The 14828-nt window shown below is 36.6% G+C and carries 15 protein-coding genes; 13 read left to right on the top strand and 2 right to left on the bottom strand.

The window, feature by feature from the left end; genetic code table 11:
- Positions 1 to 11 precede the first annotated feature (11 nt).
- From BLU33_RS17615 to BLU33_RS17575, 9 genes are all read left to right on the top strand, one after another.
- Positions 12 to 974: a glycosyltransferase family 2 protein gene (locus BLU33_RS17615; RefSeq protein WP_091375995.1), complete on the top strand. Its 963-nt coding sequence runs from the start codon at positions 12 to 14 to the stop codon at positions 972 to 974.
- A 31-nt stretch (positions 975 to 1005) separates the two neighbouring features.
- On the top strand, positions 1006 to 1683 hold the full coding sequence (locus tag BLU33_RS17610) for an acylneuraminate cytidylyltransferase family protein (RefSeq protein ID WP_091375991.1): 678 nt from the start codon (positions 1006 to 1008) through the stop codon (positions 1681 to 1683).
- Positions 1684 to 1685: 2 nt separating this feature from the next.
- Complete coding sequence (locus BLU33_RS17605) at positions 1686 to 2621, top strand: phosphoglycerate dehydrogenase (protein WP_091375988.1); 936 nt, start codon at positions 1686 to 1688, stop codon at positions 2619 to 2621.
- 5 nt (positions 2622 to 2626) lie between these two features.
- Entirely contained in the window at positions 2627 to 3367 is a 741-nt protein-coding gene (locus tag BLU33_RS17600; RefSeq protein ID WP_091375985.1) for an SDR family NAD(P)-dependent oxidoreductase, read from the top strand.
- A 118-nt stretch (positions 3368 to 3485) separates the two neighbouring features.
- Positions 3486 to 4736, top strand: coding sequence for an O-antigen ligase family protein (locus tag BLU33_RS17595; protein WP_091375980.1), 1251 nt, complete (start codon positions 3486 to 3488; stop codon positions 4734 to 4736).
- 23 nt (positions 4737 to 4759) lie between these two features.
- Positions 4760 to 5251, top strand: coding sequence for a serine acetyltransferase (locus tag BLU33_RS17590; RefSeq protein ID WP_091375976.1), 492 nt, complete (start codon positions 4760 to 4762; stop codon positions 5249 to 5251).
- 58 nt (positions 5252 to 5309) lie between these two features.
- Positions 5310 to 6593 carry a hypothetical protein gene (locus BLU33_RS17585; protein WP_091375973.1) on the top strand — a complete coding sequence of 428 codons (1284 nt, stop codon included), beginning with the start codon at positions 5310 to 5312 and terminating at the stop codon, positions 6591 to 6593.
- A gap of 10 nt (positions 6594 to 6603) precedes the next feature.
- On the top strand, positions 6604 to 7713 hold the full coding sequence (locus BLU33_RS17580) for a glycosyltransferase family protein (protein ID WP_157682218.1): 1110 nt from the start codon (positions 6604 to 6606) through the stop codon (positions 7711 to 7713).
- Positions 7714 to 7808: 95 nt separating this feature from the next.
- Positions 7809 to 8525: a WecB/TagA/CpsF family glycosyltransferase gene (locus tag BLU33_RS17575; RefSeq protein ID WP_091375968.1), complete on the top strand. Its 717-nt coding sequence runs from the start codon at positions 7809 to 7811 to the stop codon at positions 8523 to 8525.
- A gap of 46 nt (positions 8526 to 8571) precedes the next feature.
- Here the strand turns inward: BLU33_RS17575 and BLU33_RS17570 are convergent, their stop codons facing one another.
- Complete coding sequence (locus BLU33_RS17570; RefSeq protein ID WP_091375964.1) at positions 8572 to 9432, bottom strand: glycoside hydrolase family 16 protein; 861 nt, start codon at positions 9430 to 9432, stop codon at positions 8572 to 8574.
- Positions 9433 to 9768: 336 nt separating this feature from the next.
- Between BLU33_RS17570 and BLU33_RS17565 the strand changes: the two genes are divergently transcribed.
- Positions 9769 to 10656, top strand: coding sequence for an SMP-30/gluconolactonase/LRE family protein (locus BLU33_RS17565; RefSeq protein ID WP_091375961.1), 888 nt, complete (start codon positions 9769 to 9771; stop codon positions 10654 to 10656).
- Positions 10657 to 10701: 45 nt separating this feature from the next.
- On the opposite strand, the gene cmk is transcribed toward BLU33_RS17565, so the two are convergent.
- A complete protein-coding gene (gene cmk / locus BLU33_RS17560) occupies positions 10702 to 11385 on the bottom strand; it encodes a (d)CMP kinase (RefSeq protein ID WP_091375957.1) in 684 nt (227 codons plus the stop codon).
- Between the two features lie 157 nt (positions 11386 to 11542).
- On the opposite strand from cmk, the gene gmd reads away from it, so the two are divergent.
- From gmd to rfbB, 3 genes are all read left to right on the top strand, one after another.
- Positions 11543 to 12661, top strand: coding sequence for a GDP-mannose 4,6-dehydratase (gene gmd / locus BLU33_RS17555; RefSeq protein ID WP_091375954.1), 1119 nt, complete (start codon positions 11543 to 11545; stop codon positions 12659 to 12661).
- Positions 12662 to 12666: 5 nt separating this feature from the next.
- A complete protein-coding gene (fcl, locus tag BLU33_RS17550; protein WP_091375952.1) occupies positions 12667 to 13611 on the top strand; it encodes a GDP-L-fucose synthase in 945 nt (314 codons plus the stop codon).
- Positions 13612 to 13766: 155 nt separating this feature from the next.
- Positions 13767 to 14816, top strand: a complete 1050-nt coding sequence (gene rfbB / locus BLU33_RS17545; protein WP_091375948.1) for a dTDP-glucose 4,6-dehydratase — start codon at positions 13767 to 13769, stop codon at positions 14814 to 14816.
- The last annotated feature ends 12 nt before the right edge of the window (positions 14817 to 14828 follow it).

Here is a 14828-nt window from a genome sequence, read left to right as displayed (position 1 = left end):
AATATTAATTTATGATACCTAAATGCAGCATAATCATCCGGTCATTTAATGAAGAAAAGCATATTGGTAGATTACTTGAAGGTATAGGTAAGCAAACGCTGTATCCCCAATTAGAATTAATATTGGTAGATTCTGGTTCAACAGATTTAACAGCTGAAATTGCACGTAATGCCGGAGTGAAAGTAGTAAACATCAAACCTGAGGACTTTTCTTTCGGCAGAGCTTTAAATATAGGTTGCCAGGCTGCAAGCGGCAAATATTTGCTTTTTGCCAGTGCACACGTTTATCCGTTGTACACTGATTGGGTTGAGAAAATGATAGCGCCTTTTGAAAAGGAAAGGGTAGCATTGGTTTACGGCAGGCAGGTTGGTAATGAAATTACTAAATATTCTGAAGAACAATTATTTAAAAAATGGTTTCCCTCGGTTTCTAATTATGATCAAAGGATCCCTTTTTGCAATAATGCCAATGCGGTTATCAGGAAATCACTGTGGGAGGAACAGCCTTATGACGAACAATTAACAGGCCTTGAAGATTTAGATTGGGCTACGCGGATTATGAAAAAAGGTTATTCAGTTGCATACGAATCATCTGCCACAATTGTACACGTACATGAGGAATCTGTATCAAGGATCAGGAACCGGTACAGACGCGAGGCAATTGCCTTAAAAAACATCTATCCTAATGAAAGGTTTACCTTTTTTAGCTTTATAAGGTTATCAGTAGGGAATGTTTGGGCTGATTCTATCCATGCTTTGCATGATGGTAAGTTTTTTAAAGAGTTAAGTTCAATAGTCGCATTCAGAGTACTTCAGTTTTGGGGCACTTACCAGGGTTATCGCCAAAAGTTTCAGCCGGATGAAACCCTTAGAATGAGATTCTATTACCCTAATGACTTTAAAGACAAGCTATTTAAAAAGAAAGAGCAAAATACAAGTAATGAATTAGGAGAAAAAATAATTTACTCCTCCTGATCAGGAAATTAACGTAATAAATAATAAAAAAATGTCTGCTTATAAATTAACCGCAATTGTACCAATGCGCCATTCCAGCGAGAGAGTGCCTGGGAAAAATTACCGCGACTTTGCCGGAAAACCATTATTTCATCACATAGTAAGCTCTTTGCTTGACTGCTCATTAATTGATAAGGTAGTTATTGATACCGATAGCCCTATTGTTATTGAGCAAAGCAATAAATATTTTCCGGATGTATTGGTGTTAGAAAGGCCTGAACATTTGCGTGATGGCGGTATACCGATGAATGATGTATTAATGAATACAATAAACCAGGTGCCGTCAGAATTTTATTTACAAACACATAGTACAAATCCAATACTTTCATCGGCTACAATAGAAGCAGGTATAAAGAAATTTTTTGAAGTATATCCAATGTACGATTCTTTGTTTTCGGTTACACGCAAGCAAGTAAGGTATTGGGATGGTTTGGCAAGGCCCCTTAATCATAATCCTAATATTTTGTTACGTACCCAGGATCTTCCGCCTGTTTTTGAGGAAAACTCCTGCATGTACATCTTTACAAAAGCTATACTCGAAAGAAAACATAATCGTATTGGTGACAGGCCTTTTTTGTATGAAATAGCTGAGCAGGAAGCACAGGATATTGATGTGGAATTGAATTTTATTATGGCAGAATTGCTATACAAACAAATACATAAATTATAAGCATGAAAGTTTTAATAACATGCCCGCCAATGTTAAGGGCTATTGATCAGCTAAGATATATTTTTGATGAAAAGGGTATTGAACTGGTAACTCCAAACGTTGTACAAACACTTTCTGAAGAAGAACTTATTGAAATTGTACCCACAGTAGACGCCTGGATTATAGGTGATGACCCTGCAACGGAAAAAGTTTTTACTGCCGGTAAAAACGGCAAGCTAAGAGTTGCGGTAAAATGGGGTGTTGGAGTTGATAATGTTGACTTTAAGGCATGCGAAAAATTAGGCATACCTATTTCAAACACACCACGCATGTTTGGTAACGAAGTTGCCGATATGGCGCTGGCATATTTTACCGGTTTGGCCCGTGAAAGCTATCGTGTTGACAGGGAAGTACGTGCTGGTAATTGGATAAAACCGGCAGGTATGTCTCTTGATGGAAAAACTGTAGCCCTTATAGGTGTAGGTGATATTGGTTTAGCTACGGCACGCAGGCTTAAAGCATTTGGCGTAAAAATAAATGCTTACGATCCGTTTACGAAACTAACAGCTGCTGAAGCTAATGTTGACGAAATATTAGCTTTTCCTGACAAGCTGGAACAGGCAGACTTTGTTTTACTTACCTGTGCATTAACACCATCAAATTTTCATTTAATAAATGCTGAGAGCATCGCTAAGATGAAAGACGGCGTAATAGTAATAAACGTATCGCGCGGCGGCTTAATTGATGAAACTGCTTTAACAGCAGCATTAACGTCGGGCAAAGTGCGGTCTGCAGGTTTGGATGTTTTTGAAACAGAACCTCTGCCTATGGACAGTCCTTTACGTAGTTTTGAGCAATGTATTCTGGGAACCCACAACGGCTCAAATACCAGGGAAGCAGTAATACGTGCAAGTTTAAAAGCAATTGATTTATTATTTGGCTTTCTTGAAATTAAATAATTTGAATGGATAACAGAAAAACGGTATTAATAACAGGCGTACTTGGCGGAATTGGCAGCCAGTTGGCACGCACATTTAATGAAAGTAATTACCGCGTGGTGGGGCTTGATCTGGTAGATCAGCCTTCACCATACTGTGAAAAGTTTATCCGGTTTGATCTTCACAGGTATTGTGCTGAGCCTGCTTATAAGGTTCACATGGAAGATATCTTAAATAAAGAGATCCCGGAGCTGTTCCTTTTAATAAATAATGCAGCGGTACAAATATTGAGCAGCTTGTCTGAAGTTAAAATTGACGACTGGAACCAAACGTTGAATGTTAATTTAACAGGCCCTTTAATGCTGAGCCAGCTTTTTCTTGATAGGTTGGAAAGCTCTCATGGTTCAATAATTAATATTGCCAGTATACACCATCAGTTAACAAAAAAGAGGTTTTTAGCTTATGCAACCTCAAAGAGTGCATTAGTAGGATTAACTAAAGCTCTTTCTGTTGATTTGCAGGGCAGGGTAAGAGTAAATTCAATAAGTCCGGCCGCTATAGATACACAAATGCTGCGTGATGGTTTTAATAATGATGAGGCCAAAGTCCGCATGTTAAATGAGCTACATCCAAGTCAGCGTATTGGTAAGCCACAGGAAGTTTCGCAATTAGCACTATTATTAGCCGAAGATAAATTAGGCTTTATAAACGGTGCCAATCTAAACATAGATGGTGGTATAAGTAATGTACTCAAGGATTTAGATTAATTATAATATATTAACAGGTATAATAAAATCAGTAAAATAAATCTTTTTAAATAATATATCCTTACTTCTTGATGCTTTATTTATTAAGAGAAGTTAATATATAGAAATATAATCCCAAATGAACGAACTGAGTGTAAATTCAAAAAAGTATAGGTTTGATAAATTCATTTTTAAAATGATTCTTATCAGAAGCTTTTGCCAATTATTATTTACATATAGATTATTTCCAAATACTGTATTAAATGTTATCAGTGCATTCATACTTGTAATAGTTGTACTCCAGTTACAAAAAAGTAAGGCTTCAAGCCTTTTCCCGAAAGGGCTGTTTCTGTATTGGATTTTGTTTGGATATGCGGCTTTTAGCATTTATTTAAATGGGTTTAGCCTAAAGGGGTTTAGCGACTTGTTCAGCTATTTCTTTTATTATATTATAGCGTGTTATTATGCTACAAGGCTTGATCAATTATCTTTCGCATTTTTCAAAGAGCAATTTGCTCAGTTTCTGAAAATATTTTTCTTTGTACTTTGTATACAAGTTCCATTAGCTTATGCCGGTTTGGGTGATAAAAGCACAACCGGAAGTGTTTTTGGGCACGCTAATTCTGCTAACTTATTTTTAAGTTTTTTAATATTACTAAATATTGAAAAACTTAAATTTCATATCATAGGCCTTTTATTTATACTGATGATTGTGTTGGGCGGTAGAACCTCTTTAATCGCATCAACAATAATTGTAATTGCTGTTTTTGCAGTAGACAGGGTTAAGGTTAAAGCTATTAAAAATTTAATCGTTGCGGCTTCTGCTTATTGTCTTTATTATATATATGCCGCATTAATTGCTTTAGCTGATAAAACTGACTGGAATGATAAGGTGAAAATTGGTGGTTCTTCCGGATTTGGAGATATGAGTTTGGATTCTCTTAAATGGCGATTACAGAACTGGAGCTATTATTTAAAAGATTTAAATAGCAGGGATACAATTTTATTCGGAAAAGGCATAGGCTCATACATCAATGTTTCGCCCCACTATTATGATCAATTTTTTGAGGTGCACAATGATTTTTTAAAGATTGCTTACGATTTAGGCGTAGTAGGGTTATTCCTGTTTTTAATAGCCGATATTTCATTAGGTGTATTTTTCGCTAAGAAATCTAAAAACAAAGGGTATTTGATTGCCTTGGTTTATCTGCTGCGGTATTCATTTATGTTTTTTGATAACCTGGTAACTAACTTTTTAGGAACCGTAGTTTTTGTAGGATTCTTATATTATGTGGCAGCGAAAAGTAAAGAAGTGAAAATTGTTAAGCCTAAGGTAGATGTATATCCATTTCCAATTCAGGCTAAAAAGACTTTTAATATAATGGGCTAATCATTTATAATACTTAATATAAAGTGAAAAGAAATTTCTCAATATTACAAGATTGGAGCGCAAATAAAGGCAATCCAAAAGGCAGAACCATTTTGCTCTTATACAGATTAGCTATACGTATCAGGTTTACCCCAGTTCTTTTATTGTTCTTTTTCTGGTATTTAGTCCTCTACATATTTTTTGTGGAATGGTTACTAGGTGTTGAACTCACATTTGGAGCTGTTTTAGGTTCAGGCACACAAATATGGCATGGTTATGCTATTGTACTGAACCCCGCGGTAAGAATTGGAAACAATTGTGTATTAAGGCACAGCCTGACAATTGGCAATAAAGGCGCCGATAGTAAATGCCCTGTTATTGGTAACAATGTTAATATTGGTGCCGGTGTTTGCATTTTAGGTGATTTAAATATAGGCGATAATGTAGTAATAGGGGCGGGTTCGATTGTCGTAAAGGATATCCCTTCAAATAGTGTTGCAGTTGGTAATCCTGCCAGGATTATAAATAAGGGTTAAGGATTGTTGCCTTGATTATAGGTGCTCATTTTAAAATTTTGCTTAAATAATTTCATTAATGATTGTAGTATTTTTTAAGAATAACGTTGATTATGTTTTAACCCTGCTTAAACATAATGATAACTCCTGCGGGCTTTGGTATAGTCCCGGTCTTAATTCTTATACAGATTTGGCCTCAATTATAAGTATAAGCAAAATTTATATCGAAGAGGATCTTGTGGAATCATTTAATACTGATCATCCTGATTTCCTGTCTCAATTTCAATATGAAACTTTTGCAGCAAAAGCAGTTACAGTTACTGATAGGAAAGTATGTTTTTTTGTTTCTAATGATACCCACATCTTTTTGTTTCAAAATTTATTAAAGAAACAAACCTTACCATGGGACCTGTATAGCCGCAAAGGTGAAAACGCAAAAGGTGCCGGTGAAAAAATTGGATTGATTACTAAAGATTTTGAACTCAGCATTCCTAATGTAACGGAGTATAATCTGCTTGTATGTGGAAATGATTGGGGCCCGTTGGAGCAAAGAGTAAACCTTGATTTCATGAAGAATGATATCAATACAATTTGCATACAGGAATCTGTGATTGATTTTAACAAAAGGGACAAAAGAATGCTTTATTGCTGCCTGCCTATTTATCAGGGTGTGGTTACATTAAAAAATGTTCCGCTAAGTGGTAAAGTTTGTGCTGTTATCGGTAACCCAAGATATGAGGAGCTGAAGCCATTTCCTATACCCGAAAAATTAAGCGTATTTGTAAATGTTAATTTTACTTATGGTATTTACGAAGATGCCCGCGATAACTGGGTTGGGGATATTGTATCGTCATGCGCTGAATTAAATATCGACTATGCAATTTGCCAGCATCCGCGTGACCGTGGTGATTTCTCAAAGTTTAACCTTATCAAAACAAACGCGTCAACAGTTCATGATTCATTAAAGCAATCTACCATATTAATAACAAGGTTTAGCTCGCTTATACATGAGGCATTGTGCCTTGGCCGTCCTGTAATTTATTACAACCCACATGGTGAAAAGCTGTTTTATGACTTTGAGCCCGATAATAAGTGTTTATTCTATGCTACAACCAAGGATGACTTGTTGAAAGCCCTATCTAGCTTAAGTAGCCATTTTGTACAGGATGAGCTGAATAATTCTATTAAAACATACCTTTCAAGGCATTTAGGGGTAACCAGGAGTGGCAAAGCATCTGACTATATTAATGAATTAATTGGTGATGCTACTTATTACCCAATTATTGTTAAGCCAACTTTTTACATGTTATTCATAAGTAAATTAAAAAGACTTAAACGCATTTTGTTAAGGCAAAAGATGTAATATGCCAGGCATGAAAAAAAAAGACATAGTAATACTAGCCAATATTGAATGGCTCTTCCTGAAACAAAGGCATCAGAATTTAGCAGAAAATTTAGTTGATTTTGGTTATAATGTGGTTTTTGTTGAGAGCGCGGCAAAGCGAAACCCACAAATTGCTGACATACCACGGATTTTCTCCCGACTGCTAAAATCTGTTAAAACTCAAACCCCTCATTCCGACGCTGCAGTTAATGTTGTTAGTCCGTTTGTATTACCTTCAACCTTTAAAATAAACAGACTTTTTAACAAGCTTTTCTTTGTAAAAAAGCTTGCTTCAAAAATATCATCGTATTTTAAAAATGATGAATGTATACTTATCATATACGCTCCAACCTCTACAAATCTTCAATTGATTGATTTTTTAAAACCTTCAAAAGTCATATATGATTGCGTATCAAACTTTGAAGCTTTTAAAGAAATGCCTGCCGATACGGTGCAGATAGAAAATCAATTAATTAAAGAAGCAAATGCAGTAGTGGTAGATTGTGAATTTTTGTTGCAGAAGCATACGGCATTATCAAAAACAATAAAGATAATTGAACCCGCTGTTGATTTTAAATTATTTAACAGATTCTTTAAGCCACAAAGCCGTACCAAACTCCGTAAATTAATTTATTACGGGCAGGTTGATCCGCTTAAGATTGATATAAACCTCTTGAATTTTTTAGCGGAGAAGGGAATTTTAATAACTATAGTTGGGGGAGTAAAAAGTACTGATATTTCAAACTTAATAGAAATATTACCTGTAGTGAAATCTGACCAGCTTCCTGAAATAATAAATAAATTCGATGCCATCATTTTACCATATAATGTAAATGAGTACACTAACGGCATAATCCCAGCTAAATTTTATGAATGCTTTGCAACAGGGCTTCCAATAGTTGCAACAAAAATGTATAATTTTTTAAGGTACGAAAACCTGTTAATAACAGGTAACACTTATGATGAAATATTAGAGCAAATTAATTTGTTTACAATATCAAGTGATACAGAACATGCTTTGGAAAGGATTAAAATAGCCCAAAATAACTCGTGGCAAAAGTTTACTGAAAACTTTTCTGATGTGATAGAAACAGCATAACAGATAATGAAATTATTATTTTTTTAATTAAGTGTAGCCGATTTATATAATTGCAGGAGATAACCTAATTTATTTTGTAATATTGTTAATAATTTATGAAACATGTTCGTGCTGAACAAAGCTGGGATATCATTATTGGTAAGTTAGGAAATTTTAACATCAAGCGTGGTATCACTTCATTTGTTAATCCTTATTCTATAGATCTGCTTAAAAAATCAGTTGATATTGCCAACGGGGTAGATTATTGGTACGTTGATGGTATTTGGCTTGTTAAGGTTATAAATAAAACACTCAAGAAAAATATTAACCGCTTTAGTTTTGATGATACTTCGGTTGCCCCTTTGGTTTTTAAGTTTGCCCGCGAAAATAAACTTAACATTGGTTTAATTGGAACCAAAGAGGGGGTAATAGAACAAGCTGCTAAAAATCTGGGAGAGGCTTATGATATTAAATTTAATTATGTAAGGCATGGCTATTTTAATAGCGCTGCTGATATGGATGAAGCCCTGCAAATATTAAAAGATAAGGATATATCGGTTGTTATATGCGGTATGGGCACACCCAAACAAGAAGAGTTTTTAATAACACTAAAAAAATCAGGCTGGAATGGCTATGGATATACTTGCGGGGGCTATCTGCACCAGTCGGCCCAAAAAGTAGGGTATTATCCGTCTTTTTTTGATAAGTACAATATCAGGTGGGTCTATCGTATATATAGCGAGCCGCAATTGTTTAAACGATACCTAATAAAATACCCATTGTTTTTTATGCGATATGGTTCATATATGCGTAAAAAACAGCAAAAGGGCTAATAAGTCTATTAGTCCTTTTGCTATATGTAATCATTACATCTGCCTGTTAATAGCTTCTGTATCTTATAACTTGAACATTTTTGGCATAATAGCTTACGGTTTGTGGTCCGGGCCCACCACTCATACCCTCCATCTGTAAATTTATAATTAACCACATGGGTTTATTAAAGTAATTTGCTCCTTTATGTATCTGCGTTAATTTCCCGTCGAAATAATATTCAACAGAAATATCCGTATTATTCAACTTTTTCAAAACAACCTTATATTGGTGCCATGTATTTTCGGCACTGGCTACATTTGAATATTTTGATGTTCTAATATGTGGGGGCGTAAAAGTGTTTTGCCTTAACATATTACTTCCCATGTACTCCAGGATATCAATTTCAGGAGGCCAGCTTTTTACTGCGGTAAGCCAAAACGCAGGCCATACGCCGGTTTCAATTGGTACCTTAAAATAACCACTGATTTGATATTCAGGAAAGCTATCAGTAACAGCTATAGGTTGGCGGTTAGATACAGTTCCGGAATGGTAATCGATTTTTAAAAACGGGGTAGATTTACTTGAACCTTCGTCAGTAGTTATTCTGTTTGCAGTTAGTTTTAAAATGCCATTGTTTATTGAAACATTTTCTTTATACATTCTGGCTGCGCCGTTATGATCTGATCCCCACGGGTACAGATAACGCCAGTAAGTATTAAAGGTTGAGGTACTATTAAATGAATTACTGCTAATAATAGTATCGACATTTAGACGACTACTCAAAACTGCTGATCGTGTCAGGACTTGTGCATTTGCCGTAGTTGCACCAATTACTAAAAAGCAAATAAGGTGCAGAAAAATAATTGCTCCAGTTTTTGCCCAGTTTTTAGGATAGAATTTCCGAATTTGATTAGATGATTTTGTCATGATTATAGGGGATTTACTTAATTATTGTTGTGTTAAAAACAAACAATTTTTAATATTGTTTTATTGTTGAACGTAAGACAATTATAAGTAATGAAAGTTTAAATAAAAAATTTATTCAGGATGATTACCTGTTGAATAACACTTGTTAGGCGGCCTGTTTTCCCAAAGCGGGTTTTTAGTCTTAAGAAAGTTTTCTCAAACTATTTCTACTGCAGCAATGTTCGGTTAAACAATTTTTTATTTAATTGTAATAATTTCTTTTCGGGAAATAAGTTGTGCAGGCTTTTTAACCAAATTATGATTTATATATTTAGCATTTAAATTTTATTCACCATAATGGACACAAAACATATAACTGCAGACCTGATTTTTGATGCAAAAGCCCAGCTTGGCGAAGGAGCAATATGGAACCATATGGAGAGCAAGCTTTATTGGGTTGATATTGAAGGCAGGTTATTTAATGTGTTTGATCCTGTAACCAATCAAAACAGAACTTATAATACATTAAAAAGAATTGGCACAGTAGTACCAACAAATAACGGACAGGTATTGGTAGCCCTGGAAGATGGTATTGCAACTATTGAACTTACAGACGGAACAATAACTTATAAAATAGATACTGACATCCATCTGATGCATAATAAACGGTTTAACGATGGTAAATGTGATCACGAAGGCCGTTTTTGGGTAGGTACTCATTCTATGAGCGGCGTGAGAGAGGTTAGTGAATTATATTGCATTAGTGAAAATTTTGCGATGGAGGAAAAGGTAAGTGGTGTATCTATTTCAAACGGGATTGCCTGGAACGCCGATGGTAGCTTAATGTATTATATTGATACGCCAACCGGCCAGGTTGTGCAGTATGATTTTGACAGGCAAACCGGCGCTATTGCCAATAAAAAAGTAATCATTACCATACCTGAAGAACAGGGGTACCCTGATGGCATGACCATTGATAATGAAGGGATGCTGTGGATTGCTTTATGGGATGGTTTTTGTGTAGCCAGGTTTGATCCGCAAACAGGCGAAATGATTCATAAGGTTGCTGTGCCGGCTCCCAAGGTGAGCTCATGCGCCTTTGGTGGGGATAATCTGGATACGCTGTATATTACCACCGCCCGGGCCGAGATGACTGAAGAAGAACTGGAACTGTATCCGTTGAGCGGAGGGGTTTTTGCAGTTAAAACCGATGCAAAAGGTATGCCTGCTCATTATTTTAAATAATTACTTATAAAGAGCAGGTTTACCCGACAGATGGCATCCCAAGTATTATTTAGTCTGCTCTACAAAAGGTAATACTTTATCTAATACAAATTGCAGCTGTTCATCAGGTGTAAGCTCTGTATTATCCAGTATTATAGCATCGTCCGCACGTATCAAAGGGCTTTCGGCACGTGTGGTATCCTGGTAATCACGATGGGCAAGACTTTCAAATATCTCTTCAAGCGTTAAATCCGGATTTTTAGGCGCAAGTTCTTTAAAGCGTCTTTCAGCCCTTATCTTCGGGTCAGCAGTCATAAATATCTTAACCTGGGCATGTGGAAAAACAGCCGTACCAATATCGCGGCCATCCATTACAATATTGCTTGATTTTCCCATACGCTGTTGTTGTTTAACCATTTCAACACGTACCTGGTGTAACGAAGCCACTGCAGCAACTTTTTCTGATACCGGCATCAGCCTTATTTCTTCCGATACTTCTTCCCCATTCAATATAATATGCGTTTGATAATCGCGCGAATGAAAATTTAAGTGTATGTTTTGCAAAGCCTGCGCTATTTGTTCGTGGTCGGTCATATCCACGTTATTGCGTAAAAAATATAACGCAACAGCACGATACATCGCGCCACTATCAACGTATATGAAATGAAGCTTTTTACTTAATGCCTTGGCTAAAGTGCTCTTACCGCATGATGAGTAGCCATCAATTGCAACAACAATGTTTGTATTCATAGAGCCACTAAAATACAAAAAAATAGTTTAGGCGTTCGCTGTTACTTAACATTCTTATATTTGCTGATATATCGTGATGATAGTATTTTATAATTGCATAAATTATAACCCCTGGCAATTATAATTATATACTGCATAATATTATCTAAAACCCTTTATGGCGCAAAAAATTGCTTTAATAACCGGAGTAACAGGACAAGACGGAGCTTATCTTACAGAATTATTATTATCAAAAGGATACGAAGTACACGGTATAAAACGCCGCAGTTCTTTATTTAATACCGATAGAATTGATCACCTGTATCAGGATCCTCATGACACCAATATTAAACTGACACTACACTATGGCGATCTATCGGATTCCACTAACCTGATAAGGATCATACAACAGGTACAACCTGATGAAATATATAATCTGGGCGCAATGTCGCATGTAAAAGTAAGTTTTGATACCCCCGAATATACTGCCAATGCCGATGGCATCGGAACCTTACGTTTGCTGGAAGCCATCCGCATATTAGGGCTTGAAAAAAAGACTAAAATATACCAGGCATCCACCTCTGAATTATATGGTTTGGTGCAAGCGGTTCCACAGTCAGAAACAACACCATTTTACCCGCGCTCACCCTATGCAGTAGCGAAAATGTACGCATACTGGATCACTGTAAACTATCGTGAAGCCTACGGCATATACGCGTGCAATGGTATTTTGTTTAACCACGAGAGCCCGTTACGCGGCGAAACATTTGTAACCCGTAAAATTACCAGGGCAACCGCCAAAATAGCAATGGGCCTGCAGGATAAATTATTCCTGGGTAACCTTGATGCACAGCGGGACTGGGGGCATGCCAAAGATTATGTAGAAGCCATGTACCTGATATTACAGCAGGATACCCCTGAAGATTACGTTATAGCTACAGGAGTAACCACCCGTGTACGTGAGTTTGTAAGAATGTCATTTGCTGAAGTAGGTATCACCGTTGAATTTAAAGGTGGGGGCGTAGACGAAAAAGGCTACGTGGTAAGTTGCAGTAATCCTGATTTTCAGATCGAAACGGGCAAAGAAGTAGTTGCTGTTGATAAAGCCTATTTTCGCCCAACTGAAGTTGATCTGCTGATCGGTGATCCAACCAAATCAAAAACAAAATTAGGCTGGAAACCTAAATACGACCTGCAAGGATTGGTAAAAGAGATGGTTGCTGCAGATGTTGAATTGTTCAGAAGAGAGAAACTATTAAAAGATTCAGGCTACATTATCAGAAACCAGTTTGAATAATATTTATGGAAAAAGAAGCAAAGATATACATAGCCGGTCATAGGGGCATGGTGGGTTCAGCTATCTATAGGAAACTTAAAAAAGAAGGCTTTACCAATTTTGTTACGCGCACGTCAGATACACTTGATTTGCGTAACCAGCAGGCGGTAGCCGATTTTTTTGAGCAGGAAAAGCCCGACTATGTTTTTGTAGCAGCAGCTAAAGTTGGGGGTATTATCGCCAATAACACCTATCGCGCCGAATTTTTGTATGATAACTTACAAATACAGAATAATATCATTCATCAGTCGTACTTAAATGGTGTGAAAAAGCTGATGTTTTTAGGCTCAAGCTGTATTTATCCTAAAATGGCCCCACAGCCGTTAAAGGAAGAATATTTGCTAACCGGCTTGCTTGAAGAAACCAATGAGCCCTACGCTATTGCAAAAATTGCAGGTATAAAAATGTGCGATGCCTATCGTGCCCAATATGGTTGTAATTATATATCAGTAATGCCAACAAATTTGTATGGCTATAATGATAATTATCACCCACAAAATTCACATGTTTTACCGGCGATGATACGCCGCTTTCATGAAGCAAAAGAAAATGGCGCACCGGCAGTAACCATATGGGGCACTGGATCACCAAAGCGTGAGTTTTTATTTGCTGATGACCTGGCCGAAGCTTGTTACTACCTGATGCTGAACTATAACGAAGCCGGTCATATCAATATAGGTACAGGTGAAGATCTATCCATAAAGGATCTGGCTTATTTGGTAAAAGATATCATAGGCTACACTGGGGAGATTAATTTTGATACCTCAAAGCCTGATGGAACACCAAGAAAACTAATGGATGTGAGCAAACTACAGAGCAAAGGCTGGAAGTATAGCACAACATTAGCTGAAGGAATTAAATTGGCTTACCAGGATTTTTTAAATAATCATAATCACTTGGCTGAACGATAAAACACAAGTACAAAAAACAGCATCATTATATTAATAAAATGATGCTTAATAGTTACAAAATATATTATATTTGATCTTAAAATAACATTTAGTTTTAATATTTATAACGATCAATGCTTTTTATTGCTGAATTATAAATTATTAATTAAAAGCCCATGAAAACAGTCTTAATTACCGGCGGCGCCGGCTTTATTGGTTCACACGTGGTTCGCCGCTTTGTAACACAATACCCTGATTATCGCATCATAAATGTTGACGCGCTTACTTATGCCGGCAACCTGGAGAATTTAAAAGATATAGAGCATGCCAAAAATTATGTTTTTGAAAAGGCTGATATAAAGGATAGTGCCCGAATCAGCGCTATTTTCGATCAATATAATGTTACGGATGTTATCCACCTGGCGGCAGAGTCACATGTGGATAGGTCAATACTTAGTCCGATGGATTTTGTGTATACCAACGTAATAGGTACGGTTACTTTATTGGATATAGCCAAAAATAAATGGAAGGACGATTACAAAAGTCATCTTTTTTACCATGTATCAACCGATGAGGTTTATGGCGCTTTAGGTGCCGAGGGCTTGTTTACCGAGGATACCCGTTATGATCCGCACTCGCCGTACAGCGCGAGCAAGGCAGCATCTGATCATTTTGTGCGTGCATACTATGATACTTATGGCTTACAGGTAGTGGTATCAAACTGCTCAAACAATTATGGCCCCAACCATTTTCCTGAAAAACTGATCCCTTTAATGATCAATAACATCATCCATAACAAACCTTTACCGGTTTATGGCGATGGTAAATATACCCGCGATTGGCTGTATGTAATTGACCATGCCCGCGCTATCGATTTGATATTCCACGAAGGTAAAAAAGGTGATACTTACAATATTGGCGGCTTTAACGAGTGGCAGAATATTAACCTGGTACATGTACTTTGTAAGCAGATGGATGAAAAACTAGATCGTGAGCCAGGTACCAGCGCTAAGTTGATCACCTATGTAAAAGACCGCCCGGGCCATGATTTGCGTTACGCCATTGATGCCAGCAAGATCAATAAAGAATTAGGCTGGTCGCCATCAGTTACATTTGAAGAAGGACTTTCAGCAACTATTGATTGGTTCCTATCAAACAAAACATGGCTTAATAATATTACAAGTGGGGCGTATGCTCACTATTACGAAACACAGTACGATAACTAATTTTTTCCGCAT

The organism is Mucilaginibacter mallensis, from assembly GCF_900105165.1.
In the GTDB taxonomy this organism is placed as follows: domain Bacteria; phylum Bacteroidota; class Bacteroidia; order Sphingobacteriales; family Sphingobacteriaceae; genus Mucilaginibacter; species Mucilaginibacter mallensis.
This window is presented reverse-complemented; position numbering and strand designations above follow the sequence as displayed.

Coding starts and splice junctions, on each gene's coding strand:
- BLU33_RS17615 (WP_091375995.1), top strand. CDS start 12: ATGATACCTAAATGCAGCATAATCATCCGGTCATTTAATGAAGAAAAG.
- BLU33_RS17610 (WP_091375991.1), top strand. CDS start 1,006: ATGTCTGCTTATAAATTAACCGCAATTGTACCAATGCGCCATTCCAGC.
- BLU33_RS17605 (WP_091375988.1), top strand. CDS start 1,686: ATGAAAGTTTTAATAACATGCCCGCCAATGTTAAGGGCTATTGATCAG.
- BLU33_RS17600 (WP_091375985.1), top strand. CDS start 2,627: ATGGATAACAGAAAAACGGTATTAATAACAGGCGTACTTGGCGGAATT.
- BLU33_RS17595 (WP_091375980.1), top strand. CDS start 3,486: ATGAACGAACTGAGTGTAAATTCAAAAAAGTATAGGTTTGATAAATTC.
- BLU33_RS17585 (WP_091375973.1), top strand. CDS start 5,310: ATGATTGTAGTATTTTTTAAGAATAACGTTGATTATGTTTTAACCCTG.
- BLU33_RS17580 (WP_157682218.1), top strand. CDS start 6,604: ATGAAAAAAAAAGACATAGTAATACTAGCCAATATTGAATGGCTCTTC.
- BLU33_RS17575 (WP_091375968.1), top strand. CDS start 7,809: ATGAAACATGTTCGTGCTGAACAAAGCTGGGATATCATTATTGGTAAG.
- BLU33_RS17570 (WP_091375964.1), bottom strand. CDS start 9,432: ATGACAAAATCATCTAATCAAATTCGGAAATTCTATCCTAAAAACTGG.
- BLU33_RS17565 (WP_091375961.1), top strand. CDS start 9,769: ATGGACACAAAACATATAACTGCAGACCTGATTTTTGATGCAAAAGCC.
- cmk (WP_091375957.1), bottom strand. CDS start 11,385: ATGAATACAAACATTGTTGTTGCAATTGATGGCTACTCATCATGCGGT.
- gmd (WP_091375954.1), top strand. CDS start 11,543: ATGGCGCAAAAAATTGCTTTAATAACCGGAGTAACAGGACAAGACGGA.
- fcl (WP_091375952.1), top strand. CDS start 12,667: ATGGAAAAAGAAGCAAAGATATACATAGCCGGTCATAGGGGCATGGTG.
- rfbB (WP_091375948.1), top strand. CDS start 13,767: ATGAAAACAGTCTTAATTACCGGCGGCGCCGGCTTTATTGGTTCACAC.